This window comes from Streptomyces sp. NPDC047061 (genome assembly GCF_040643955.1).
GTDB lineage: Bacteria > Actinomycetota > Actinomycetes > Streptomycetales > Streptomycetaceae > Streptomyces.
In genome coordinates this window covers 668,183-692,358 of sequence record NZ_JBEYVI010000001.1, presented here as the reverse complement: position 1 = coordinate 692,358, position 24,176 = coordinate 668,183, and the positions used below count along the sequence as shown (strand labels likewise).

Sequence of the window (24,176 nt, the reverse complement as noted above, 5' to 3'; positions counted from 1 at the left end):
ATGCTCGTCACTTCCCCGCCCCACCGCTGGGAGAATACTGTTCTCACAAACGAAAGGGGAGTTCTCATGATCGACTCGAAGGCCGTACGCCCGTCGCTCGGCGTGGAGTTCACGGGTGTCGCGGACCCGCTCGACGACACCTTCGTGCATCGCTGCGTCGAGGCGCTCAAGTGGCGCGGTGTGCTGGTCGTACGCGGGCTGCACCTCGACGACGAGCAGCAGCTGGCGTTCAGCCGCCGGCTCGGCGAAGTGGTCGCGCTGCGCGGTCAGGAGATCTTCCCCATCTCGATCAACCCGGAGAAGAGCGCGAGCGCCAAGTACCTCAAGGGCGCCTTCTTCTGGCACCTCGACGGCACCAGCGACGACGTGCCCGTCAGGGCGACCACGCTCACCGCCCGGCACGTGGCCACGGTGGGCGGCGGCACGGACTTCGCCAGCACCTACGCCGCCTACGAGAACCTGCCGGTCAAGGACCGCGAACGCTACGAGACCCTACGGGTGGTGCACACCTTCGAGGCGGCGCAACGGCTGGTGACCCCGGACCCCACCCCGCAGGAGCTGGCCGGCTGGCGCACCCAGCCCGCTCACGAGATGTCCCTGGTGTGGCGGCGCCGGGACGGCCGCCGTTCGCTCGTCGCCGGTGCCACCGCCGACCACGTCGTCGGAATGGACCCCGAGGAGAGCCGTGCCCTCCTCGACGACCTGCTCGACTGGACCACCCAGGAGCGGTTCCGCTACACCCACGACTGGGAGGTCGGCGACCTGGTCGTGTGGGACAACACCGGGATCCTGCACCGGGCGCTGCCGTACGACGAGAACTCCGAGCGACTGCTGCACCGGACGACCATCGTGGGCGACGAGGCCTTCGCATGACGGCGACAGCCGCCGTACCGGTGCGGACAGCGGTCGTCACGGGCGGCGCCTCCGGCATCGGCCTGGCCGTCGCCCGCCGGCTCGCCGCCGACGGGCTGAAGGTCGCCGTACTGGACCTCGTCCCGGCGCCGGAGGCCTACGGGCTCACCGTCGACGTCACCGACCGGGCCCAGGTCGACAAGGCGATGGACGCGGTGCGCGAGCGTCTCGGCCCCGTCTCCGTGCTGGTCAACGCGGCAGGCAGGGACGGCTTCACGCGCTTCGGCGACCTGTCGTTCGCCGACTGGCAGCAGGTCGTCGACATCAACCTCAACGGCGTCTTCCACTGCGTGCAGTCGGCACTGCCGGACATGTGGGAGGGCCGCTGGGGCCGGATCGTCAACATCTCCTCCTCCAGTACCCACTCGGGGCAGCCGTTCATGGCGCACTACGTCGCCGCCAAGTCCGCGGTGAACGGGCTGACCAAGTCCCTCGCACTGGAGCTGGGCCCGCGGGGCATCACCGTCAACGCGATACCTCCGGGGTTCGTCGACACCCCGATGCTGCGCACGGCCGAGCGCGAGCAGCGCCTCGGCGGCACCGTCGAGGACCACATCGCCCGCACCCCCGTCCGCCGCGTGGGCCGCCCCGAGGACATCGCCGCGACCTGCTCCTTCCTGGTCAGCGAGGAGGCCGGCTACATCACCGGCCAGATCATCGGCGTGAACGGGGGCCGCAACACGTGACGAGGCTGCCGCCGATACCGTACGAGGACTGGGACGCCGAAGCCCTGCGACCGCTCACGGGCGGCCGTACCGTCCCGCCGTCCAACGCGCTCGGCCTGCTGCTGAACCACCCGCGCCTGGCCAGGGCCTTCCTGACGTTCTCCACCCAGCTGGTCTACCGCGGCACGCTGCCGGCCCGGATGCGGGAGCTGGCGGTCCTCCGGGTCGCCTGGCGCAACCGCTGCCGGTACGAGTGGGCGCACCATGTACTGCTGGCCCGGGAGGCCGGTGTCACGGACGAAGAGGTCGAAGGAGTACGCCGGGGCGTGGACACCCTGGTGAACCGGGCGGTGGACGAACTCGACACCGCCTCCTCGCTCTCGGACGCGCTGTACGCGGAACTGGCGAAGGAACTGGACGAGCCGCAGTTGATGGAGTTCGTGTTCGTCGTCGGCGCGTACCGCCTGCAGGCCATGGCGTACAACACCTTCGGTGTGGAGCCGGATGCGGGCATGGACGGCGGAGGGATGGAGGACGAGGGGTGAGTCCACGGCATCCCCGGCACCTCCAGCGTCCGGAGCGGATCCTGCGGGTCGTGCAGTGGGCCACCGGAAACATCGGTTCGCGCTCGCTCCGTGCCGTCGTCGACCATCCGCGCATGGCTCTGGCCGGTGTGTACGTCACCGGTCCGGAGAAGGCCGGGCGGGACGCCGGCGAGCTGTGCGGAAGCGGTCCGACCGGGGTCGTCACCACCCGCGACCCCGACGAGATACGCGCGCTCGGCGCCGACTGCGTGTTGTACATGCCCCGCGTGACCGACCACGACGAGCTGTGCGCCCTGCTGGCGTCCGGTGCGAACGTGGTGACCACGGCGGGCGGTTTCCACCACCCACCCGGTCTGGAGCCCGCGCTGAGGCTCCGGGTCGAGGAGGCCTGCGCGCGGGGCGGCACATCACTGCACGCCACAGGGAGCAGTCCGGGGTTCATCACCGAGGCCGTACCGCTCGTCCTGGCCTCCCTGCAGCGGCGGCTTGAGAAGCTCACCGTCCACGAGTACGCCGATCTGTCGCGCCGGAACTCACCGGGGCTGCTCTTCGACGTGATGGGCTTCGGAGCGGCACCGGACGGGGGGTTCGACGAAGGCCGCCTGGCACACGTCCGGTCGGGCTTCGGGCCGTCCCTGCGGCTGGTGGCCGATGCCCTGGGCCTGCCTCTCGAATCCGTCGAGGCCCGGGGCCGGATCGCCACCGCCGTGCGCACGACCGCCATCGCCGCCGGAGTCCTTCGTGCGGGGACGGTGGCCGCGCAGCGGATCACGCTGTCCGGCCGGCACGGCGGACGCACGCTGCTGGAGTTCGACGCGACCTGGTACTGCACCACGGACCTGGACGTGGACTGGGACCTGCGTTCCACCGGCTGGCGTCTGACGGTCGACGGCGACACGCCCCTGGACGTCGACATGCGGTTCCCGGTGCCGTTGGAGCGACTGGCCGCGGTCTCCCCCGGATACACCGCGCACCGGGCGGTCAACGCCGTCCCCGCCGTGTGTGCGGCCACACCCGGCATCCGTACGACCGTGGACCTCCCCCTGTTCACCGCAGCCCTCGGCTGAGTTCCGGGACCGGGGGGAGAGCCGGACCCTCCTCCCGTTCAGCCCTGCTTCAGACGGTTCTTCATCTCGTCCAGCCGGGTCAGGATCGGGTAGCCGTCCACGCTCAGGGCGTTGCCGTGCCCGGTCTGGTGGATGTCGAAGACGGACTGGAGGGCAGCGTAGAAGCCCTGGACGTCGAGGGTCTGGTTGACGGCGCGCTTGGCCTGGCGCAGGCCGAACGACGGCATCCTCGCTATCCGCTGGGCCAACTCGTCAGTGGCCGGGCCGAGTTCGGCCAACGGGACGACCTTGTTGACCATGCCGACCTGTTCGGCCTCGTGCGCGGTCAGGGGGCGGCCGGTGAAGAGGATCTCCTTGGCCTTCCTGGGCCCCAGCTCCCAGGTGTGGCCGTGGTACTCGACCCCGCCGATGCCCATGTGGACCACCGGGTCGGAGAACTCCGCGTTCTCCGCGGCCACGATCAGGTCGCACGGCCAGCACAGCATCAGGCCGGCCGCGATGCACTTGCCCTGGACGGCCGCGATGGTGGGCTTCGGGATGTTGCGCCACCTGAGCGAGTATTCGAGGTAGCGGCGCGTCTCGGCGGCGTAGATCCATTCGAGGGTGATCTCGCCGGGTCCCGGCCAGCGGTCCTTGAGGTCGTGGCCCGCGGAGAAGTGCCGGCCGTTCGCCCTGAGCACGACCACCTTCACCGCCTCGTCCCGGGCCGCGCGTGTCCAGGCGGCGTCGAGGTCGTCGAGGAGGGCCATGGTCTGGGCGTTCGCGGCCTCCGGCCGGTTGAGGGTGATCGTCGCGATGCCGTTCTCGGCGTCGTACAGGATCTGGTCCATGACTGGGGTCCTCTGTCCGTCCTCTAGCGCGGCAGGCCGAGGATGCGCTCGGCGACGATGTTGCGCTGGATCTCGCTGGTGCCGCCCGCGATGGTCCCTGCGAAACTGCGCGCGTACCGCTCGAACCAGCTGGAGACGAACGCCTCGTTGTTCATGTGCTGGTACGGCCCGGTGCGGGCGGGATGCGGCAGGGCGTCGGCGCCGTGGGCCTCCAGGGCGTGCAGGGACGCGGACTGGACGGCCTCGGAGCCGAGCAGCTTGAGGACCGACAGCTCGGCGGGGTCCCGGCCCGGGCCGAGTTGCCGGTAGCCGAGCAGCCGTAGCGCCTGGAGGTCCATGAGCAGGGTGGCGTACCACTCCTCACCCGCTCCGACGTCGGCCGCGTCCTGCACCAGGTCCTCCAGGCGCTCGGCGAACGACAGCCACAGCAGGGTGCGTTCGTGCCCCAGGGAGCCGTTGGCCACCCGCCAGCCCTCGTGGAGCGGCCCGACGAGGTTCTCGACCGGCACCCGGACGTCGGTGAGGAACACCTCGTTGAAGTCGAGATCGTCCTCGGCGGCGATCGAGCCGAAGGGACGCCGTACGACGCCCTCGGTGGCCGTGGGGATCAGCAGCGCGCTGATCCCCTTGTGCTTGGGCGCGTCGGGGTCGGTGCGCACGAAGGCGAGCAGGACGTCGGCGTCGTGGGCACCGGAGGTCCAGATCTTCTGCCCGTCGACGGTGAAGGTGTCGCCGTCGAGCACCGCCCGGGTGCGCAGGGAGGCCAGGTCGGAGCCGGCCTCGGGCTCGCTCATCCCGAGCGCCGCGGTGATCTCGGCGCGCAGGATCGGCACGGCCCAGCGGCGCTTCTGCTCCGCGGTGCCGAAGGTGATCAGGGATGCGGCGATGATGCCGAGGCCCTGCGGGTTGAAGCTGTGGTAGATCCTGCGGTGCGCCAGCTCTTCCAGATGCGCGAGCTGTTGGGGCAGCGTGGCGTCACGGCCGCCGAACTCCGGCAGCCGGCCGGGCAGCAGCCAGCCCTCGTCGAACAGGGTGCGCTGCCAGCGGCGTGCCCAGTCGGGGACGTGGGCGCTGGAGCGGGAGCGGTCCCGCGCCTCGGCCTCGGCAGGCAGGCGGGCGTCGAGGAAGGCGGCGAACTCGGCTCGGAAAGCGGCCACTTCGGGATCGTCGGCGAGTCTCATGAGGCCAGCAGGGCCTTCCTGTGCGCGGCCGCGGTGCCGAGGAGCAGGTCGCAGGCCTGGGCTCGCTTCAGGTGGTACTGGAGTTCGTTCTCCCAGGTGAAGCCCATGGCTCCGAAGAGCTGCAGCCCGTGCCGGAAGACCACCCGCTGGCATTCCCCCGCCGCGGCCTTGGCCATGTGGGCGGCCCGGGTGCGCCGGGGGTCGTCCTCGGCGATGGTCAGGGCGGCGAAGTGGGTGAGGGCGCGGGCGCGTTCGATCGCCACGTGCATGTCGGCAGCCTTGTGCTTCACGGCCTGGAAGGAGCCGAGCGGGCGGCCGAACTGCACCCGCCGCTTCACGTGTTCCAGGCTCAGGTCCAGGATCCGGCGGCAGGCGCCGACCGTGGTGGCCGCGAGCCCGGTCAGCGCCAGGTCCGGCACGCCCGCGGTGAGGGCGCCGACTCCGGTGAGGGCGGTGGCCTCGATCTCGGCCACGTGCAGGTTCGGGTCGAGCACGGGGACCCGGCGCGCCGCCAGTTCGGCGCCGGGTACGACGACCACGCCGTCCGGCGTGAGCAGCGCGACCTCGTCGGCGCGGTCGGCGTCCAGGACGTACCGCCCGGCGCCGTCGAAGACCGCCGTGCCGCTGCCGTCGGGGAGCCGTCCGGTCAGCGGGGCGAACCAGGTGGCCGTGGCAAGGAACGGTGTCGGGTCGGCCGCGTATCCCAACTCCTCCAGGATCAGGGCGAGTTCGAGCGGGGGCGCCTCCAGCCAGCCGAGCCGGCGATAGGTGCTCCACTGCTGGTCCTCGGGCCGGCCGCGCACCTTGGCGACCGTCTCGCGCACCGTGCGCCGCAGCAGTTGCTGGTCCTCGTCGAGTTCGAACTCCACGCCCGCCTCCGCCCTGCCGGTACCCGATGGCCGCACACCGAGCGCGAGCCCAGATCGGGGAGAATACCATTCTCGTCAAGCGAAAGTAATACTCTTGTTTCTTATGGAGTGCGATTCGGTAGGGGGGGCGCCCCTCCTTTTCACATACGTGGAGTACCGTTCTGCTCATGAGTGCCGTCCCCGCAGAACCGGTCGAGACACCCGAGCCCGCCTGGCGGCAGCGCGCCGTCGAGCGGTCCACCCGTGCCGCGAAGCTGCGCGCCGAGCAGCGCGTCCAGCGGTTCCTCGACGCCGCCCAGGAGCTGATCGCCGACAAGGGCACCACCGACTTCACCGTGCAGGAGGTCGTGGAGCGCTCCCGGCAGTCGTTGCGCAGCTTCTACCAGCACTTCGACGGCAAGCACGAGCTGCTGCTCGCGCTCTTCGAGGACGCGCTGTCGAAGTCGGCCGCCGAGATCCGGGAGCGGGCCGCCGCGGGGCGGGACCCGCTGGAGCGGCTGAAGATCGCGGTCGATCTGCTGTACGCCTCCTCCACACCGCGTGCCGGTCAGCAGTCCCCGCTCTTCACCGACTTCGCGATCCAGCTGCTGGTCACCCACCCGGACCAGGTGGCCACCGCCCACCTGCCGCTGCTCGCCTACTTCACGGAGCTGGTGGAGGAGGCGGTCGCAGCGGGCCAGGCCGTGGCCGCGAAGCCCCGGCGCACCGCGTCCCTGATCATGCAGACGGCGATGTTCACGGCACAGGCTCCGGCGGCACCGGTCGGCGCCCACCCCTCACCCATCACCGCCGAGGAGGTCTGGGCGTTCTGCCTGGGCGGGCTCAGGGGGCCGGGCGGCACGCAGACCCCGGTCACCACCACGGTGACCGAGGACGCGCCGGCCACGACGCGCAAGGCGGCCCCGGCGAAGAAGACCACGGCAGCGACGCCGCAGAAGCGGACGGCCGCCGCGAAGAAGGCCGCTCCGGCGAAAAAGGCCGCTCCGGCGAAGAAGGCGACCGCCGGCAAGGCCGCCGCCACGAAGGCGGCCCGCCCCCAGTCGTGACATGACCGGTCCAGGGCCTCCGCGAGCTCGTCCGCGGGGGCCCTTCGCCGTGCCGTCGGCGACAGCCCCTCCCCCTCCGACCGTCAGGCCTTGAAGCCTCGGCCCCTTGACGAACCATTTTGGTCTGACCTTTGATATGTTTCGCCATCAGCCGCCGGCAGAGGGGTTCCCCGCCGTGGACTTTGAGCTGACCGAGGACCAGGAGACGATCCGCAAGGCCGTGACCGGTCTCCTGCGCGATTTCGACGACCGGTACTGGATGGAGAAGGACCGCGACCACGTCTTCCCCCAGGAGTTCTACGACGCCGTCGCGGGCGGCGGCTGGCTGGGCCTCACGATTCCGGAGGCGTACGGAGGCCATGGCCTCGGCATCACCGAGGCGACCCTGCTGCTGGAGGAGGTCGCCCGCTGCGGCGGGATGAACGCGGCCAGCGCCATCCACATGTCGGTCTTCGGCATGCACCCCGTCGTCGTGCACGGCTCCGAGGAGCTGAAGCGACGCACCCTGCCCCGGATCGCGGACGGCGACCTGCACGTCTGCTTCGGGGTCACGGAACCGGGCGCGGGCCTGGACACGTCCCGCATCACTACGTACGCCCGCCGGGACGGCGGCCACTACGTCGTCAGTGGCCGCAAGGTGTGGATCTCCAAGGCGATGGAGTCCGAGAAGATCCTGCTGCTGACGCGGACGTCGAAGGTCGACGAGGTGGCGAAGCCGACGGACGGCATGACCCTGTTCCTCACCGACCTCGACCGCGCCCGGGTCGACATCCGCCCGATCCCGAAGATGGGCCGCAACGCCGTCACGTCGAACGAGCTGTTCATCGACGACCTGCGCGTGCCGGTCGAGGACCGGGTCGGCGCGGAAGGCCAGGGCTTCCGCCACCTCCTCGACGGCCTGAACCCCGAGCGGATGCTGATCGCCGCGGAGGCGCTCGGCATCGGCAGGGCGGCCCTGGACCGGGCGGTGCGGTACGGGAGGGAGCGGGAGGTCTTCGGCAGGCCGATCGGCATGAACCAGGGGATCCAGTTCCCGCTCGCCGACTCCCTCGCCCGGCTCGACGCGGCCGAGCTGGTGCTGCGCAAGGCCACCTGGCTCTACGACCGGGGCAGGTCGTGCGCCCGGGAGGCGAACACCGCCAAGTACCTGTGCGCGGACGCCGGTTTCACCACGGCCGACCGGGCCCTGCAGACCCACGGCGGCATGGGCTACTCCGAGGAGTACCCCGTCGCCCGTTACTTCCGCGAGGCGCGGCTGCTGCGGATCGCGCCCGTCAGCCAGGAGATGGTCCTGAACTATCTGGGCTCGCACACGCTGGGCCTGCCCAGGAGCTACTGAGGAGCTGGGGATGACCGACCGTACGGATCTGTTCGACCTCACGGGACGCTCGGCGCTGGTGACCGGTGCCGCGGGCGGTATCGGCTCGGCGGTGGCCGAGGCGCTGGCCCGGGCCGGGGCGGCGGTGCTCGTGACCGACGTCGACGAGACCGCCGCGGCGGCCGTCGCCGGGAAGATCTCCGCCGCCGGACGGACCGCGGACAGCACCGCACTCGACGTGACCGACCGGGCGAGCGCCGACGCCGCGGTGTCCCGGGCGGCCGCGCTCGCCGACGGCACCCTGCACATCCTGGTCAACAACGCCGGGGTCACCGCGCCGGCCATGTTCGACAAGCTGGAGGCGGACGCCTTCCGGCGGCTCCTGGACATCCACCTGCTGGGCAGCTTCCACTGCGCCCAGGCCGCGCTGCCCCGGCTGCCGGAGGACGGGCGCGGGCGCATCATCAACGTCACCTCGTCGGCCGGTATCGTCGGCACCCTCGGGCAGGTCGACTACTCCGCCGCGAAGGCCGGCATCATCGGCCTCACCAAGTCGCTGGCGCGCGAACTGGCCCGCAGGCGCATCCTGGTGAACGCCCTCGCCCCGCTGGCCGCGACCCCGATGACGGAGACCATCAGGACGAACGAGAAGTTCGCCGCCCGGATGCTCGCCCGGATCCCGCTCGGACGGTGGGCGGAGCCGGCGGAGGTCGCGGGGGCGTTCGTCTTCCTCGCCTCCGACGCGGCTTCGTTCATCACCGGTCAGGTACTGCCGGTCGACGGGGGCATGGTCATGTGACACTCCGGGACGTCCTGTGTTGAATGGTTCAGCCGAAACGGACGTACGACGAGAGGCCTGAACCAGTGCCCAGCGCCGAGCCCTCCGCCCACACCCCGCGCTTCGACACGCTGACCGTGCCGAAGGCGTCGGACGTGCTGGCGGCGGAGGTCCGCGAGCGGATCCTGTCCGGGGAGATCGGCGAGGGCACGGCCCTGCCGCCGGAGCGTCAGCTCGTCGAGCAGACCGGGCTGAGCCGGGCCACCGTGCGTGAGGCGCTGCGGATCCTGGAGGTCGAGCGGCTCGTGGAGATCAGGCCGGGGCGCGGCGGCGGGGCCTTCGTGCACCGGCCCGGGCGCGAGTCCGTGGCGAACACCGTGCGATTGGTGATTCGCGGCCAGCAGATCCGGCTGGAGGCGTTGCATGAGACCCGGGAGGCGATCGAGCCGACGTGCGCCGCGCTGGCCGCGAGACGGCGCACCGACCGGGATCTGGCCGAATTGGACGCCGCGAACGCCGAGTTGAAGGAGGCCGGGGACGACGCCCAGCGGTTCCTCCGAGCGAACGTGCGCTGGCACAACGCGGTGGCGCGCGCGGGCGACAACGAGCTGCTCATCGGGTTCATGAGCGCGCTCTCGCAGTCGATCCACGCGGCCACGAACCTGCGGCAGTTCACGGGAGCGGACATCCGCGAGGTCACCGCGCGGGCGCACGCCCGGATCACCGACGCGATCCGGGCCGGTGACGAGGCGGCGGCGATGCGGCGGATGTCCCGGCACGTGTGCGGTTTCGCGCGTGCGGCGGTGGAGGTCGACGTGCGCGAGCGCGTGGAGCTGACCGACCCCGAGGGCTGACAGGCGGCGCACGAGACGCCGGGGTACGGCTGGAGCTTGCAAGAATCACATTCTCATATTCGCGCAACACCATTGACAGTTACGGCCTGACCTTTAATAGCATCGCTCGCATGAGCGAGGTGAGTCCCGTACTGACCGTGGCCGCCGACGGCGACGTCCGCATCGTCACCCTGAACCGTCCGGAACGTCTCAACGGCGTGTCCGCGGAACTCCACCGCAGGTTGTCCGAGGTATGGCGCGAGTTGGCGGACGACACGAAGGCCCGGGCCGTCGTCCTCACCGGCGCCGGCCGGGCGTTCAGCGCGGGCGGCGACTTCGATCATCTGCGCCGCCATCATGAGGATCCCGAACTGCGCGAGCGGTCGATCCGGCTCGACCGGACCATCCAGACGGAGCTGATCCGTTTCCCGCTGCCCGTCGTCGCGGCCGTCAACGGCCCCGCGGTGGGGCTGGGTTGCTCCCTGGCCCTCGGCTGCGACCTGGTCCTGATGGCCGAGGACGCCTACCTCGCCGACCCGCATGTCTCGGTCGGTCTGGTGGCGGGCGACGGCGGGGTCACCCTGTGGCCGCTGCTGACGAGCCTGCTCCGGGTGAAGGAGTACCTGTTCACCGGGGACCGCATCCCGGCCGCCACCGCGCTCGGGCTCGGCCTCGCGAACCGGGTCGTGCCCGCCGCCGATCTGATGCCCGAGGCGCTGGCGCTGGCGCACCGGCTCGCCGCACAGCCCGCGGAGGCGCTGCGCGCGACGAAGGCGGCGCTGGCCGCGGTGGTCGAGCAGGTCTCGCGCGGCGGCATGGAGGCGGCGCTCCTGGCGGAGCGGTCCACGATGACCAGCCCCGACCACATCCGCATCGTCGGCGACCTCGCCGCCCGGGCCGGCCGCCGCCCGGCCGCCCCCGAGGAGGACTGAGCGTGCAGCCCGAGGAGTTCACGCTGGTCCGCGACCTGCTCCGGACGTTCGCGACCCAGCACGCCGTCGGCTCGGCCGACGACGTCAAGCCGCAGTGCCGCGCCGCGGCGCAGGAGGCACTGGACGGACTGGGACTCGCCGAGCTCCGCGGTACCGCCCGGCCCGCCGCCACCGTCCAGGAGTGCTCCCTCCTCGCCGAGGAGCACGGCAGGCTGCCGCTGACCACCTCGCTGCTCGGCACCGTCCTGCTGGCTCCGGAGCTGCTGCGCCTCCTCCGTGCGGACCAGCACGACGCGCGGTTCACGGTGGCCCTCGCCTCCGACCTGCGTCTTCCGGGCCCCGACGCACAGGATCTCCGCGCCTGGGACTGCGACGGAGCCGATGCGGCACTGTACGCCGACACCGAGGGAACCGTGACCCGCGCCCGGCTCGGACCGCCGGCACCGACCGCGGACCTGCTGCGCAGCGTGCGGCAGGCCTCCGCCGTGGGCGAGCCCCTCGGCCGGCTCGCACCGGAGGACCGACAGCGCTGGCAGGCGTACGCGCTGGTGGTCGTCGCGAGCGAACTCGTCGGCGCGGCGGGTTCGCTCGTCGAGCAGAGTGTGGCGTACGCCCGCGAGCGCCGGCAGTACGGCCGGCGGATCGGCTCCTTCCAGGCCGTCCAGCATCTGCTCGCCGACGCGACCGTCCTGGTGGAGGCCGGCACCAGCGCCACCCGGTACGCCGCGTGGTGCCTGGACCACGAGCCGCCGGACCGGGCGCTCACGGCGGCCCGCACGGCCAAGGCGGAGGTGAACACCTCGGCCTTGGAGGCGGTGTACGCCGGGATGCAGGTGTTCGGCGGTATCGCCCAGACCTGGGAGCACATCGCGCACCTGTACCTGCGCAAGGTGCTCGTCGGCGCCACCGTGCTGGCCACCACGGCCGACCTGCTGCCCGCCCTCGCCGTACCGGAGGCGACCCGATGACCGACGGCCCCCTCGACTTCGGCGACCCGACGGACCTGGAACGGCTGCGGCGGGACTTCCGCGACTGGCTGGCCGACCATCCGCTGCCCGAGCGGCGACCGGACGAACCGGTCCCTGCCTTCCTGCACCGCTGGCACCGCATCCTCCACTCCGGCGGCTGGGTCGGCCTCGACGTACCGCGGGAGTACGGCGGCCGTGGCCTGACACCACTGCACCAGGTCGCCGTCAGCGACGAGTTGGGAGCACGCGGCGCCCCCGGCGTCCCCCGGATCGGCTATCTCGCCCACGCCCTCCTGGAGTTCGGTGACGAGGAGCAGCGCAGACACCTGCTGCCCCGGATGCTTTCCGGCGACGACGTCTGGTGCCAGGGCTTCAGCGAGCCGGGCGCGGGCTCGGACCTGGCCGGCATGAGCACCCGCGCCGAACGGCAGCCGGACGGCGGCTATCTCGTCAACGGACAGAAACTGTGGACGAGTTACGCCCAGTACTCCGACCTCTGCCTGCTCCTGGCCCGAACCGACCGCACGGCTCCCGCGCACACCTCGATCTCGGCGTTCGCCCTGCCCCTCGACCGGCCCGGCGTGACCGTGCGCCCGCTGCGCGCGGCCAACGGCGACGAGGAGTTCTGCGAGCTGTTCCTCGACGATGTCCGCGTCGAGGAGTCGGAGCGGGTCGGCGCCGAGGGCGACGGCTGGCCACTGGCGATGACCACGGTGTCGTACGAACGCAACGCCCTCGACACCGGGCACCTGTCGAAGTACGGGCTGCTCGTCGAGCGTCTGTGCCGCACCGCGGACGAACGGCGCGGGAGTCTGCCGGACGGGCTTCGCACGCGGATCGGGCAGTGCGTGGTCGACTACCGGGTCCTCGTCGCCCACGCCCGGCGCCGGACCGCGCAGCGGCGCGCCGGTCCGGTCGCCGGACCGGACTCGTCCGTCGACAAACTGCTGATGACCCGCGCCGAGCAACGTCTGTACGAGACCGCCCTGTTGGTGTTCCCCGAAGAGCTTCACGCGGAGGGCGGCGAGGTGTTCGGGGACTACCTCTACTCCCGGGCCGCGTCGGTCTACGGCGGAACGTCCCAGATCCAGCGCAACATCATCGCCAAGCGGCTGCTGCGTCTGCCGGCCGACGACCGCGCCTGAACAACGGAGTCCGCCGATGCGACACGACCAGGAGTTCCGCAGCATCCCGAACATGATCAGGATCGCCGCCCGACGGTTCGGCGACGCACCGGCCCTCGTCGACGGCGAAGGGAGTCTGACCTTCCGTGAGCTGGAGGAGCGGATGGTCGAGGCGGTGCGCGGGGCGCTCGCGCTGGGGATCGGGCCCGGGGACCGAGTGGGCCTGTGCGCGCCGAACTCCGCGGAGTGGATCGTCGCGGCCCTCGGCATCCAGGGCGCGGGAGGTGTCGTCGTCCCCCTCAACACCCGCTTCAAGGCTCAGGAGATCTCCTACATCCTGCGCAAGTCCGGTGCCCGAGCGCTCTTCGCGGCCGCCTCCTTCCTCGGCACCGACTACATCGGCGAACTGGGGCGGGCCGCCCCAGGACTGCCCGCTCTGGCCACCGCCGTATCGCTCCCAGGGCCGCCGGTGGAGGCCGCCCTCGGCTGGCAGGACTTCCTCGACGCGGGAGCGCGGACGGCGCCCGCTGCCGCGCACGCCTCGATCGACCGGATCGGCCCGGACGACCTGTCCGACGTGATGTTCACCTCCGGCACCACCGGCCACCCCAAGGGCGTGCAGCTGACCCACGGACAGTCCCTGCGGGCGTACGGCTGGATGTCGACGGAGTACACCTTCGACGCCTCCGACACGTTCCTGGTCATCCCGCCGTTCTTCCACTGCTTCGGCTACAAGGCGGGCTGGCTCGCCTCCCTGATGCACGGGGTGACGGTGATCCCCATGGCCGTCTTCGACCCGGAACGGGCCCTGCGGCTCATCGCCGACGAACGGGTGAGCATCCTCCTCGGCCCGCCCACCATCTTCCACGACCTCCTCCACCACCCCGAGCGGTCCGCGTACGACCTGTCCTCGCTGCGGGTGTCCATGACGGGCGGCACCACGATCCCGGAGGCCCTGATCCGCGCCATGAAGAAGGAGCTGACCTTCGACATCGTGCTGAGCGCCTACGGGCTGACCGAGTCGAGCGCGCTGGTGACCAGCACCCGCGTCGGCGATCCGGAGGAGACGGTGGCCCGCACCACCGGCCGGGCCGTACCCGACGTCGAGGTCCGCATCGCCGGCGACAACGGCCGGGACGCCGCTCCGGGCGAGGACGGGGAGATCCTGGTGCGCGGCTACAACGTCACCCGCGGCTACTGGGACGACCCCGAGGCCACCGCCGACGCGATCGACCCCGAGGGCTGGCTGCACACCGGTGACATCGGCCGCCTCGACCCGCACGGCAACCTGTCCGTCGTCGACCGCAAGAAGGAGATGTTCATCGTCGGCGGCTTCAACGCCTACCCCGCCGAGATCGAGAAACTGCTCCTCGGCTGCGCGGCGATCGCCCAGGTCGCGGTGATCGGCGTCCCCGACGAGCGACTCGGAGAGGTCGGGTGGGCCTTCGTCGTGCCGAAGGCGGGGGCGGACCCGACCGAGCGCGAGGTCATCGCCTGGGCCAGGGAGCACATGGCCAACTTCAAGGTCCCCCGCCGGGTCCGTTTCGTGGACGAACTCCCACGCAACGCCAGCCAGAAGATCCTCAAGCACGAACTGCGCGCCCGCCTCGGAGAGCACTGACATGGGCGGACCACTGGCCGGCGTCACGGTCGTGACCCTGGAGCAGGCCGTCTCGGCCCCCATGTGCACGCGCACGCTCGGCGACTTCGGCGCCCGGGTCATCAAGGTGGAGAAGCCCGAGGGCGGTGACTTCGCCCGCCACTACGACGACGTGGTGGGCGGGCTCGCGGCGCACTTCGTGTGGGCGAACCGGGGCAAGGAGTCGGTGGCGCTGAACCTGAAGTCGAAGGCCGGTCTGTCGATCCTGCACCAGCTCCTGGCGCGAGCCGACGTGCTGGTCTCCAACCTCACCCCCGGCACGACGGCCAGGCTCGGCCTCTCCCCCGCCGACCTGCAGGTACGGCACCCCGCGCTGATCCCCGTGGAGATCGACGGGTACGGCCCCGGCGGCCCCCTCTCCCACAAGCGCGCCTACGACATGCTGGTCCAGGCGGAGTCCGGGGCCTGCTCGGTGACGGGCCGTTCCGACGCCCCGGCGAAACCCGGCCCGCCCGTGGCGGACGTGTGCAGCGGGCTGTACGCGGCGCTGTCGGTCCTGGCGCTGCTGTACGGCAAGGGCAGGGGCGGTCTGCCATCGTCCGTGGCGGTGAGCATGTTCGACACCATGGCCGAGCTGATGGGGTATCCGCTCACCTACACCCTGCACTCGGGCATCGAGCAGCAGCCGCTCGGCATGGGCTCGCCCGCCGTCGCGCCCTACGGCGCCTATCTCACCGGCGACGGGCAGACCGTCGTCCTGGGCACCACCAACGACGCCGAATGGCAGCGGCTGGCACGGGAGTTGCTGGGCCGCCCGGACCTGGCGGACGACGGGCGGTTCCGTACGAACGCCGACCGGGTCGAGCACCGTGCGCCGCTGGACGAGGCGATCGGCGCCTGGTGCGCGCGGCACGACCTGGCGTACGTCCAGGATCACGCGGACGCCGCCGGGATCGGTAACGCCCGCTACAACACGGCGAAGGACGTCCTCGCCCACGAGCAGCTCACGGCCCGCGACCGCTGGCGGGAGATCGGCACTCCGTCCGGGCCGGTGCCCGCGCTGCTGCCGCCGCCGGTGATCGCCGGCTTCGACCCGCCGATGGGCGCCGTGCCCGCGCTCGGCGAGCACACCGACGCCGTGCTGGCCGAACTGGGCTTCGCGGCACCGGACATCGTCGCGCTGCGCGAGCAGGGAGCGGTGCGGTGACCGTGCTGCTGACGGACGACGCCTCCGACGGCGTACGGACGCTGACGCTGAACCGGCCCGACCGCAGAAACGCCATCGACGGCGAGCTGTGGGAGGCGCTGGCGACGGCTCTGCGGGAGGCCGGTGCCGATCGGTCCGTTCGGGCGCTGATCCTCACCGGGGCGGGCGGCGCGTTCTGCTCCGGTGCCGACATCTCCCGGCCGGTGACCGACCGGCATCCGCTGCACCGGATGCGGACGCTCACCGAAGTGACCCTGCTGCTGCACGAGTTGCCCTTCCCGACCGTCGCCAAGGTCACCGGTGTCGCGGTGGGCGCGGGCTGGAACCTGGCGCTCGGCTGCGACCTGGTGGTGGCCACGCCCGAGGCGCGGTTCTCGCAGATCTTCGCGCGGCGCGGCCTGTCGCTCGACTGCGGCGGCTCGTGGCTGCTGCCGAAGCTCGTCGGACTCCAGCAGGCCAAGCGGCTCGCCCTGCTGGCGGAGACGATCGACGCCGAACAGGCGCGGGCGCTGAACCTGGTGACCTGGGTGGTGGCCGCCGACAAGGTGGACGCCTTCGTCGACGACCTGACGGCGCGCCTGGCGTCCGGCGCGCCGGTCGCGCTCGCGCAGACCAAGGCGCTGCTCGACGAGGGCGCCGACCGCACCCTGCGGGACGCGTTGGCGAACGAGGCGCGGGTGCAGGCGGTCAACTTCGCCACCGCCGACGTGTGGGAGGCGTACACCGCGTTCGCCGACAGGCGCGAGCCGCGGTTCACCGGCCGCTGGGCGGTGCCGAGACGAACGGAGGACGACACATGACGCGGGAAGCGGTGGTCGCGGCGGCGGTCCGCACGGCCGTCGGCAGACGGAACGGCGGGCTGGCCGGTATCCATCCGGCGGACCTGTCCGGGGCGGTGCTGACGGCGCTGGCCGACCGGACCGGGATCGATCCGGCGGTCGTCGACGACGTGATCTGGGGGTGCGTGTCCCAGGTCGGCGACCAGTCGAGCAACATCGGCCGCTACGCGGTGCTGGCGGCCGGCTGGCCCGAGAGCGTTCCGGGGACGACGGTCAACCGGGCGTGCGGGTCGAGTCAGCAGGCGCTGGAGTTCGCCGTCCAGGCGGTGCTGTCGGGGCGGCAGGACGTGGTCGTGGCGGGTGGTGTCGAGGTCATGAGCCGGGTGCCGCTGGGCTCGGCGAAGGCGGGCGGCATGCCGTACGGGCCCCGAGTCCGCGCCCGCTACCAGGACTTCTCCTTCGACCAGGGCGTCTCGGCGGAACTGATCGCACAGAAGTGGGGCTTCACGCGGGAGCGGCTCGACGCGTACGCCGCGCTGTCGCACGCGCGGGCGGCGGCCGCGCAGGACGGCGGGGCCTTCGACGGGCAGATCGTGCCCGTGGCCGGGGTCGCGGCCGACGAGGGTGTCCGGCGCGGCACCAGCGTGGAGACGTTGGCGAGGCTCAAGCCCTCGTTCCAGGAGGACGGTGTCCTGCACGCCGGGAACGCCTCGCAGATCTCCGACGGCGCGGCGGCCCTGCTGGTCACCACGCCGGAGCGGGCGCGTGCGCTGGGTCTGACCCCGCTCGTGCGGTTCCGGGCGGGCGTGGTCGTCGGCTCCGACCCGGTGCTGATGCTGACCGGGCCCGTTCCGGCGACCGAGAAGGTGCTGCGGAGAGCCGGAGTGGCGTTGTCGGAGGTCGGGGTCTTCGAGGTGAACGAGGCCTTCGCACCCGTCCCGCTGGCCTGGCTCGCCGAGACCGGCGCGGATCCCGAGCGCCTCAACCCGCTCGGCGGCGCGATCGCGCTCGGCCATCCGCTCGGCGCGTCGGGTGCGGTCCTGATGACGCGAATGATCCATCACATGCGCGCCCACGGGATCCGCTACGGCCTGCAGACCATGTGCGAGGGCGGCGGCACGGCCAACGCCACCCTCGTCGAACTCGCGGAATGACAGGGGCACTCGGCATGCGACGGGATGTCTTCACCGACGACCACGAGGCGTTCCGGGAACTGGTGCGGGACGTGGTGGCGAAGGAGGTGGTGCCGCGCTACGGCGAGTGGGAGAAGACGGGGCGGATACCCCGCGACTTCTTCACGACGCTCGGCTCACTGGGCCTGCTGGGCATGGCGATCCCGCAGCGGTACGGCGGCGGCGGTCTGCCGGACTACCGCTACAACGTCGTCCTCCAGGAGGAGGCGGCGCGTGCCCTGGTCACTCTGGGCACCGTGCGCACCCAACTCGACGTCGTGCTGCCCTACTTCCTCGCCTACGCGAACGAGGAGCAGCGCGAGCGCTGGTTCCCCGGGCTGGCGTCCGGGCGGCTGCTGACCGCGATCGCGATGACCGAGCCCGGCACCGGCTCCGACCTCGCCGGTATCCGGACGACCGCCGTGCGGGACGGCGACACCTATGTCCTCAACGGCGCCAAGACCTTCATCACCGGCGGGCTGCTGGCCGATCTGGTGATCGTGGTGGCGCGTACGGCGACCGAGCCGGGCGACCGGCGGGCGGGACTGACGCTGCTCGTCGTGGCGGACGGCATGCCCGGGTTCACCCGTGGCCGGGTGCTGGACAAGATGGGCATCAAGGTGCAGGACACGGTTGAACTGGCCTTCGACGACGTGCGGGTGCCGGTGGCCGACCGGCTCGGCGAGGAGGGCGCGGCCTTCCGGTACCTGGGCCACAACCTCCCGCAGGAGCGGATGACGGTCGCGGTCGGCTCGGTGGCACAGGCGCGGGCGGCTCTGGACACGACGATCGCCTACGTCAAGGAGCGCGAGGTGTTCGGTTCACCGGTCGCCGCCTTCCAGAACACCAAGTTCGAACTGGCCGCCGTCGCCACCGAGATCGAGGCGGCGCAGGCTCTGCTGGACCGGGCCGTCCTGGACCTGGTCGGCGGCCGGCTCTCCGGCGCCGACGCGGCGAAGGTCAAGCTGTTCTGCACCGAGATGCAGGCACGGGCCGTGGACCGGTGTCTTCAACTCTTCGGCGGATACGGCTACATGCTGGAGTATCCGATCGCCCGGCTGTACGCGGACGCCCGCATCACGCGGATCTACGCGGGGACGAGTGAGGTCATGAAGGTCATCATCGCCAAGTCACTGGGGTTGTGAGCCATGTCCGTGGAGGACTTCACCGGCCGGTCCGGGACCGCGTTCGTCGCGGGCGGCACCGGCGGCATCGGCACCGCGGTCGTACGGGCGCTGGCGGAACACTGCAGCGATGTCACGTTCACGTACCGGACCGACCACGAGGCGGCAGGTGCCCTGGCGGACGAGGTCAAGGCCCTCGGTCGGCAAGTCCACTCGCTGCGGGTCGACCTGACCGACGAGGTGGCGACCGCGCGGGCCGTCACCGGGGCAGCGGAGACGTCCGGTGGCCTGCACACGCTGGTGTACGCCGCCGGACCCCATGTGCCCATGACCCATCTGAGCCAGGTCACGCCCGCCCGGTACCGCGCCCAACTGGAGGCCGACGCCGTGGCGTTCTTCAACCTCGTCCATCCGGCGCTGCCCGCGCTGCGGGCGAGCCGGGGCGGCATCGTCGCCGTCACCACCGTCGCGACCCGCCGTTACCCGGTCCGGGACGGGCTGTCCTCGGGGACGAAGGGCGCGGTCGAGGCCGTCGCCCGCGCCCTGGCCGCCGAGGAGGGGCGGTACGGGGTGCGGGTCAACTGCGTGGCCCCCGGCATGCTGAACGACGGCATCGCGGCCCGGCTGATCGAGACGGGGGAACTCGACGAGGACGCCCTCGCGATCACCCGGCGCAACATCCCGCTGCGCCGGTTCGGGCACGCCCGGGACATCGCGGAGGCGGTCTGCTTCCTCGCCTCGGACCGGGCCGCGTTCATCACCGGACAGGCGTTGGGGGTGGACGGCGGGTACAGCGTCTGATCCGGGGCGACGGGCTCAGGGAGCGATCGCCCGGCCGGCCACGTAGGTGGCGCGTACGAGATCGGCGGACAGGGTGTCGAGCGCCTCGCGCAGCGGGACGTGGAGCAGGCACAGGTCGGCCGGGCTTCCGGTCACCAACTGTCTTGTACGGGACGGCTGTTCAGGGGCACCGAGGAACAGCCCCAGGGCTGCCCTCGCCGTGACGGCCTCCCCGTCGTCCCGCGTCACTGCCGCCCGCATGACGGCCCACGGGTCCGGGGGGCCGTACGGTGCGTCCGTTCCGGCTGCCAGCGGGACGCCGGCCTCGGCCAGGCTGCGGCAGCGGTAGAGGTGGGGCAGGTCGTCCGGAGCGACGTCGGTGGCGTACTCGGGGCCCCGCAGGACGGGGAAGTGCGGCTGGGTCACGACCGTCACGCCGAGCCGCCGCAGCCACGGCAGAACATCGTCCGGGATCACCGCTCCGTGTTCGATGCGGTCGCCCTCGACCGGTCCTGCCTCCTCCAGGGCGAGCAGGGTCACCAGCAACTGCACACGGGTGACGCAGTGCACGGCGACCGTGCGGGGCCGCACCCCGGCGACGGTGGCCGCGAGTCCGGCGGGCGTGGGCAGAGTCGGGTCGTCGAGCATGATCTTGACCGGGGCCGTCCCGTCCGCGCCCATGACGACCACCCGCTGCGGCAACACCGCGAGGGTCCGGGCGAGGCCGGGTGCCGGGTGCGGATCGGCGTTGGTGAACCCCGTGACGCCGTACCGTGCCGCACGGCGCCCCAGACCGGCCAGGTCGAGCTCTACCGGAGGGACCAGGCGGCGCAGCCGCTCGTCCGCTCGCCACAACCGACCGTCGCTGTCCTCGCCGTCGTCCAGGCCGGCCGACCGCAGTGCGGGGCTGTTGAGGAACCACATGGCCCCGCTGCGATGCTGCACCCGTACCGGCCGGTCGGGCACGATCGCGTCCAGCGCCCACCGGTCGAGTTCTCCGGCCACGCTCTCGTGGTAGCCGACGGCCCGCACCCACTCCCCCGGCGGCCCCTCGTGCAGCGCGGCCGCAAGTCCTGCGCGGCCGCGTACGTCGCGGGGCCCGACTCGTACGGAGGCGGTTGCCGCCGCCAGCGCGGTGAGGTGGACGTGATGGTCGTGGAGTCCGGGCAGCAGCGCCCCGCCGTGCCCATGCACGTCCGCCGGACCTGCGAGGCGGGGGCCGATCTCCGCGATCCGGCCGTCGTCCCCGACCCGTACGTCCACCAGGCCGCGCCCCTCGATCTCCACCGCCCTGATCAGCACGGCGTCGCCCGGCTCACCGCGAGGGCGTCGGCACGGGCGGCCATGGATACGGCCAGGAACTCCAGGGAGGCTTCGTCGTCCGGCCTGGCCAGATTGGTCGCCACCCAGCCGTCCTCGGCGGCCATGAGGTGGCAGGAGCCGCCCGCCGGCACTCCCCACTGGTCGAGAACTATGTTCTCCACAATGCGAACACCCTTCTCCCGCAGGGGACGCCAGATTACACTTCGGGACCGTGGAGTCGCCCTTTACCTGCGTCGACCTGGACCGCGCCCTGCCCTCACCGTGCGGGACGGATCACGTGCGGGTCGCGATCGCGGCCGAACCACGTGATACAAGCGAGGAGTTCGACGTCCTGCTCACGGCCGCGCCCGATCCTCCGCGCCCATGGGTGAGCTGCGCCGATCCGTACGCCACCGCAAGGCTCCTGCAGACCACCGTGACACGCCATCCGGCAGCCAGCATGAGCCTCGTGCAGGTGCTCCGGATAAGCCACGAGCTCTCCGGGCCCGACCGTCTCGTTCTCGAATCGCTCGCCTACTCGACGCTCCAGGCGGGCCGGGACTTCCACGCCTGGCTGGCCTCGGCCCGTCCACGCGCTTCGCGCCCCGCCGCCGAACCCGTTCAGGTATGCCGTGACGGTGCACGAATGACACTGACCTTCAACCGCCCCTGGGTTCGCAACGCCTTCGACGCGGCCACACGGGACGCCCTGTGCGAGGCGCTGGAGGTTGCCGTGCTGGACCCGACGGTCACCCACGTCGACCTGTACGGCAACGGGCCCGCGTTCTGCAGCGGCGGTGATCTGTCGGAGTTCGGCACCTCGAGCGACCCTGCCGAAGCGCACCGCATACGCATCCACCGCAGCCCTGCCGCGCTGCTCCAACGGTGCGCCTCCAAGGTGACGGTCCACGTGCACGGCCCCTGCGTCGGAGCGGGAGTCGAACTGGCCGCCTTCGCGGGATCGGTCACGGCGGCCTCCGGCACGACCTTCCAGCTTCCCGAGATCAGCATGGGACTGATCCCCGGCGCCGGCGGTACCGCCGGCCTCCCGGCCCGCATCGGCCGCGAACGAACGGCCTACCTGGCCCTGTCAGGTACCACGACAGACGTGGAAACGGCGCTGAAGTGGGGGCTCGTCGACACGCTGTCCCTCGGCCCGGCCGCCGAGCCCCCTTCCCCATGACTCCGTCGCAGGCCGACCGATCGAGCGCGCCGCCCTCGCCGGGGGCGATCCCGGTGTCCGCCAGGAGCACGGTGATCACGACACGGCGTCGCACATCGCTTCCGGGACGCTTGCGGCGCCATGGCCGCCCACCGCGGCGAGACGTTCGACGGCAGCAGCCCGGTCAGTGACGGCGGTGCCGCACTCGGCGTCCCGGGCACGGTGCGGCGGCGTCAACTCCCTTGAGTCCACCGTGGCGGAAACCTGCGCCTCCAGGCGCGGCGGATTCCTGCGCGTCCGCCGCGGAACCCCGGTGAAATCTGCGCCGTGACACCGGCAGGCGATCTCCCGCCCACACTCCTCGGTGTCAGTTCCCACCAGGAGGTGAACAAACCATGACGAAACCTGCCGAGCCCGCGGGCATCCGCACCACACCGCGTACGGATCGCGCGGCCGGTGCACGGTACCGGGGCGATACGCGCCCAGGCCGTCGCGGTCGTCACCGCGCCGAGGGAACGGTCACTCATTCCGGCCTCGCCGCGACCGCCACGCCCGCTCGGTGCGCTTCCGTCGCGGTCCGGTCCGGGCACGCGGACGGCCGCTGGGCAGCACCCGGTTTCCGGCCACCGACCGAGGAGTTTTGGATGGCGGAGCGAACGGTCCTCTCCGGGGTGACGCTGATCGACGGCACGGGAGGTGCCCCGCGGGGGGACATGTCCGTGGTGGTCGACGGCGCCGTGATCACCGAGGTGGGTCCGGCGGACAGGGTGGTGACGGCCCCTCGGGACCAGGTGTACGACCTGCCGGGGACGACGCTGCTGCCGGGGCTCATCGACTGCCATGTGCATCTGCGGTCCAACGCGGGTGCCCGGCCGCGGGACGTGCACCTGTGGAACATGCTGACCTCGGTCGAGGAACAGACCCTGCACGCCGCTGCCAACGCCCGTGAGGCGCTGCGCTCCGGTTTCACCACGGTCCGTGACACCGCCGGCTCACTGCCCGAGGTGGCCGTCAAGCACGTGATGGACGAGCACGTCCTCGACGGCGCCCGGGTCGTCGCCTCCGGTCTGGTCGGCATGACCGCCGGGCACGGTGACATGTTCTGCCCGGCGACGCTCGACGAGAAGCGGATGTGGGCGCCGGCCGACGGAGCCGACGAGTGCCGTAAGCGCGTCCGGGAGTACGCCCGGATGGGCGTGGACCTGATCAAGATCTGCACCAGCGGCGGCACGCTCTCCATCGGCGACAAGACCGGATGGCGCAACTACACGGACGCCGAGATCGACGCGATCGTCGACGAGGCGCACGCCCTGGACCTGCGGGTGGCGGCTCACGCGCACACCCGGTCCGGGATCGAGGCGGCCTTGCGCGCGGGGGTGGACACCCTGGAGCACGGCTCCGAACTCGACGCCGACCTCATCGAGCTGATGCTGGAACAGGGCACCTTCCTCTGCCCGACCCTGACGCTCAGCGAGTTCATGGCCGAGCACGGGCAGCGTCGTGGACTGTCCGCCGAGCATCTGGACAAGGCGGAACGGCTGCGCGAACGGCGGCTCACCTCCGTGCGCCGGGCCCATCAGGCCGGCGTACGGATGATCGCGGGCAGCGACTCCTCCAACACCCTCCGGTTCGGCTCCCACGCCCGGGAACTCGCGCTGCTGCACGAGCAGGTCGGCATGACCCCGATGCAGGCCCTGGTCGCCGCGACCTCCGCCGCCGCCGACGCCCTCGGCATCGGCGACCGGACGGGGACCGTCGCCCCGGGGATGTACGCGGACCTCCTTCTCGTGGACGGCGATCCGCTCACCGACCTGGGCCTGCTCGGGGACCGGCGGCGGCTGCGCGCGGTGCTGCGCGAGGGCCGGGCCATCGACCCGAACGCGGCCACGTCAGCGCCCCCGGGTCTGGCCTCGACGCGCCGGCCCGCAGCGACCAGCCACCATCCGCGCCGCACGTCGGCACCGGCCACCGCGGGATAGGGA

Annotated in this window: 24 protein-coding genes; 19 read left to right on the top strand and 5 right to left on the bottom strand. The window is 71.9% G+C overall.

The genetic code is table 11. The features are described 5' to 3' along the window. Window positions 1-66 precede the first annotated feature (66 nt). The 4 genes from ABZ887_RS03320 to ABZ887_RS03305 are packed head-to-tail and all read left to right on the top strand — an operon-like array spanning window position 67 to window position 3,189. Complete coding sequence (locus tag ABZ887_RS03320; RefSeq protein ID WP_361282354.1) at window positions 67-873, top strand: TauD/TfdA family dioxygenase; 807 nt, start codon at window positions 67-69, stop codon at window positions 871-873. Continuing rightward, window positions 870-1,598: an SDR family NAD(P)-dependent oxidoreductase gene (locus tag ABZ887_RS03315; RefSeq protein ID WP_361282352.1), complete on the top strand. Its 729-nt coding sequence runs from the start codon at window positions 870-872 to the stop codon at window positions 1,596-1,598. Before ABZ887_RS03320 ends, ABZ887_RS03315 begins: the two co-directional genes overlap by 4 nt. Continuing rightward, complete coding sequence (locus tag ABZ887_RS03310) at window positions 1,595-2,122, top strand: carboxymuconolactone decarboxylase family protein (protein WP_361282350.1); 528 nt, start codon at window positions 1,595-1,597, stop codon at window positions 2,120-2,122. Before ABZ887_RS03315 ends, ABZ887_RS03310 begins: the two co-directional genes overlap by 4 nt. Then, window positions 2,119-3,189, top strand: a complete 1,071-nt coding sequence (locus ABZ887_RS03305; RefSeq protein ID WP_361282348.1) for a dihydrodipicolinate reductase — start codon at window positions 2,119-2,121, stop codon at window positions 3,187-3,189. Before ABZ887_RS03310 ends, ABZ887_RS03305 begins: the two co-directional genes overlap by 4 nt. 38 nt (window positions 3,190-3,227) lie before the next feature. Here ABZ887_RS03305 and ABZ887_RS03300 read toward each other — a convergent pair whose 3' ends face one another. From ABZ887_RS03300 to ABZ887_RS03290, 3 genes are read right to left on the bottom strand one after another with little or no spacing between them, the layout of a single operon-like run. Further along, window positions 3,228-4,019, bottom strand: coding sequence for an enoyl-CoA hydratase (locus ABZ887_RS03300; protein ID WP_361282346.1), 792 nt, complete (start codon window positions 4,017-4,019; stop codon window positions 3,228-3,230). Window positions 4,020-4,042: 23 nt separating this feature from the next. Further along, entirely contained in the window at window positions 4,043-5,176 is a 1,134-nt protein-coding gene (locus ABZ887_RS03295) for an acyl-CoA dehydrogenase family protein (RefSeq protein WP_361282344.1), read from the bottom strand. 20 nt (window positions 5,177-5,196) lie between these two features. Next, window positions 5,197-6,069, bottom strand: a complete 873-nt coding sequence (locus ABZ887_RS03290; protein ID WP_361282342.1) for an acyl-CoA dehydrogenase family protein — start codon at window positions 6,067-6,069, stop codon at window positions 5,197-5,199. 167 nt (window positions 6,070-6,236) lie between these two features. Between ABZ887_RS03290 and ABZ887_RS03285 the strand changes: the two genes are divergently transcribed. The 13 genes from ABZ887_RS03285 (at window position 6,237) to ABZ887_RS03225 (ending at window position 19,751) form a co-directional block, all read left to right on the top strand. Continuing rightward, the gene (locus ABZ887_RS03285; protein WP_361282340.1) at window positions 6,237-7,115 is read left to right on the top strand and encodes a helix-turn-helix domain-containing protein; all 879 of its coding nucleotides are present in this window, start codon (window positions 6,237-6,239) and stop codon (window positions 7,113-7,115) included. Window positions 7,116-7,290: 175 nt separating this feature from the next. Continuing rightward, the gene (locus tag ABZ887_RS03280) at window positions 7,291-8,454 is read left to right on the top strand and encodes an acyl-CoA dehydrogenase family protein (RefSeq protein ID WP_361282338.1); all 1,164 of its coding nucleotides are present in this window, start codon (window positions 7,291-7,293) and stop codon (window positions 8,452-8,454) included. A gap of 10 nt (window positions 8,455-8,464) precedes the next feature. Further along, window positions 8,465-9,232, top strand: a complete 768-nt coding sequence (locus ABZ887_RS03275) for an SDR family NAD(P)-dependent oxidoreductase (protein ID WP_361282336.1) — start codon at window positions 8,465-8,467, stop codon at window positions 9,230-9,232. A gap of 65 nt (window positions 9,233-9,297) precedes the next feature. Further along, window positions 9,298-10,065 carry a FadR/GntR family transcriptional regulator gene (locus tag ABZ887_RS03270; RefSeq protein ID WP_361282334.1) on the top strand — a complete coding sequence of 256 codons (768 nt, stop codon included), beginning with the start codon at window positions 9,298-9,300 and terminating at the stop codon, window positions 10,063-10,065. Window positions 10,066-10,175: 110 nt separating this feature from the next. Beyond that, on the top strand, window positions 10,176-10,976 hold the full coding sequence (locus ABZ887_RS03265; RefSeq protein ID WP_361282332.1) for an enoyl-CoA hydratase/isomerase family protein: 801 nt from the start codon (window positions 10,176-10,178) through the stop codon (window positions 10,974-10,976). A 2-nt stretch (window positions 10,977-10,978) separates the two neighbouring features. Beyond that, window positions 10,979-11,944, top strand: coding sequence for an acyl-CoA dehydrogenase family protein (locus ABZ887_RS03260; RefSeq protein ID WP_361282330.1), 966 nt, complete (start codon window positions 10,979-10,981; stop codon window positions 11,942-11,944). Further along, window positions 11,941-13,089, top strand: coding sequence for an acyl-CoA dehydrogenase family protein (locus ABZ887_RS03255; protein ID WP_361282328.1), 1,149 nt, complete (start codon window positions 11,941-11,943; stop codon window positions 13,087-13,089). The genes ABZ887_RS03260 and ABZ887_RS03255 overlap by 4 nt, the downstream gene beginning before the upstream one ends. Window positions 13,090-13,105: 16 nt before the next feature. After that, window positions 13,106-14,689 carry a FadD3 family acyl-CoA ligase gene (locus ABZ887_RS03250; RefSeq protein ID WP_361282326.1) on the top strand — a complete coding sequence of 528 codons (1,584 nt, stop codon included), beginning with the start codon at window positions 13,106-13,108 and terminating at the stop codon, window positions 14,687-14,689. Window position 14,690: 1 nt separating this feature from the next. Next, window positions 14,691-15,875: a CaiB/BaiF CoA-transferase family protein gene (locus ABZ887_RS03245; RefSeq protein WP_361282324.1), complete on the top strand. Its 1,185-nt coding sequence runs from the start codon at window positions 14,691-14,693 to the stop codon at window positions 15,873-15,875. Continuing rightward, entirely contained in the window at window positions 15,872-16,675 is an 804-nt protein-coding gene (locus tag ABZ887_RS03240; RefSeq protein ID WP_361282322.1) for an enoyl-CoA hydratase-related protein, read from the top strand. The genes ABZ887_RS03245 and ABZ887_RS03240 overlap by 4 nt, the downstream gene beginning before the upstream one ends. Then, the gene (locus tag ABZ887_RS03235; protein ID WP_361282320.1) at window positions 16,672-17,808 is read left to right on the top strand and encodes an acetyl-CoA C-acyltransferase; all 1,137 of its coding nucleotides are present in this window, start codon (window positions 16,672-16,674) and stop codon (window positions 17,806-17,808) included. Before ABZ887_RS03240 ends, ABZ887_RS03235 begins: the two co-directional genes overlap by 4 nt. Window positions 17,809-17,822: 14 nt before the next feature. Next, complete coding sequence (locus tag ABZ887_RS03230) at window positions 17,823-18,971, top strand: acyl-CoA dehydrogenase family protein (RefSeq protein ID WP_361282318.1); 1,149 nt, start codon at window positions 17,823-17,825, stop codon at window positions 18,969-18,971. A gap of 3 nt (window positions 18,972-18,974) precedes the next feature. Beyond that, window positions 18,975-19,751, top strand: coding sequence for an SDR family oxidoreductase (locus tag ABZ887_RS03225; RefSeq protein WP_361282316.1), 777 nt, complete (start codon window positions 18,975-18,977; stop codon window positions 19,749-19,751). A gap of 15 nt (window positions 19,752-19,766) precedes the next feature. On the opposite strand, the gene ABZ887_RS03220 is transcribed toward ABZ887_RS03225, so the two are convergent. Together ABZ887_RS03220 and ABZ887_RS03215 are read right to left on the bottom strand one after the other, a co-directional pair. After that, a complete protein-coding gene (locus ABZ887_RS03220; RefSeq protein ID WP_361282314.1) occupies window positions 19,767-21,032 on the bottom strand; it encodes an amidohydrolase family protein in 1,266 nt (421 codons plus the stop codon). Then, window positions 21,026-21,214: a hypothetical protein gene (locus tag ABZ887_RS03215; protein WP_361282312.1), complete on the bottom strand. Its 189-nt coding sequence runs from the start codon at window positions 21,212-21,214 to the stop codon at window positions 21,026-21,028. Before ABZ887_RS03215 ends, ABZ887_RS03220 begins: the two co-directional genes overlap by 7 nt. A 50-nt stretch (window positions 21,215-21,264) precedes the next feature. Here ABZ887_RS03215 and ABZ887_RS03210 point away from each other — a divergent pair, with 50 nt between their 5' ends. Both ABZ887_RS03210 and ABZ887_RS03205 read left to right on the top strand, forming a co-directional pair. After that, a complete protein-coding gene (locus tag ABZ887_RS03210; RefSeq protein WP_361282310.1) occupies window positions 21,265-22,215 on the top strand; it encodes an enoyl-CoA hydratase/isomerase family protein in 951 nt (316 codons plus the stop codon). A gap of 623 nt (window positions 22,216-22,838) precedes the next feature. Then, a complete protein-coding gene (locus ABZ887_RS03205; protein ID WP_361282308.1) occupies window positions 22,839-24,173 on the top strand; it encodes an amidohydrolase family protein in 1,335 nt (444 codons plus the stop codon). Window positions 24,174-24,176 lie beyond the last annotated feature (3 nt).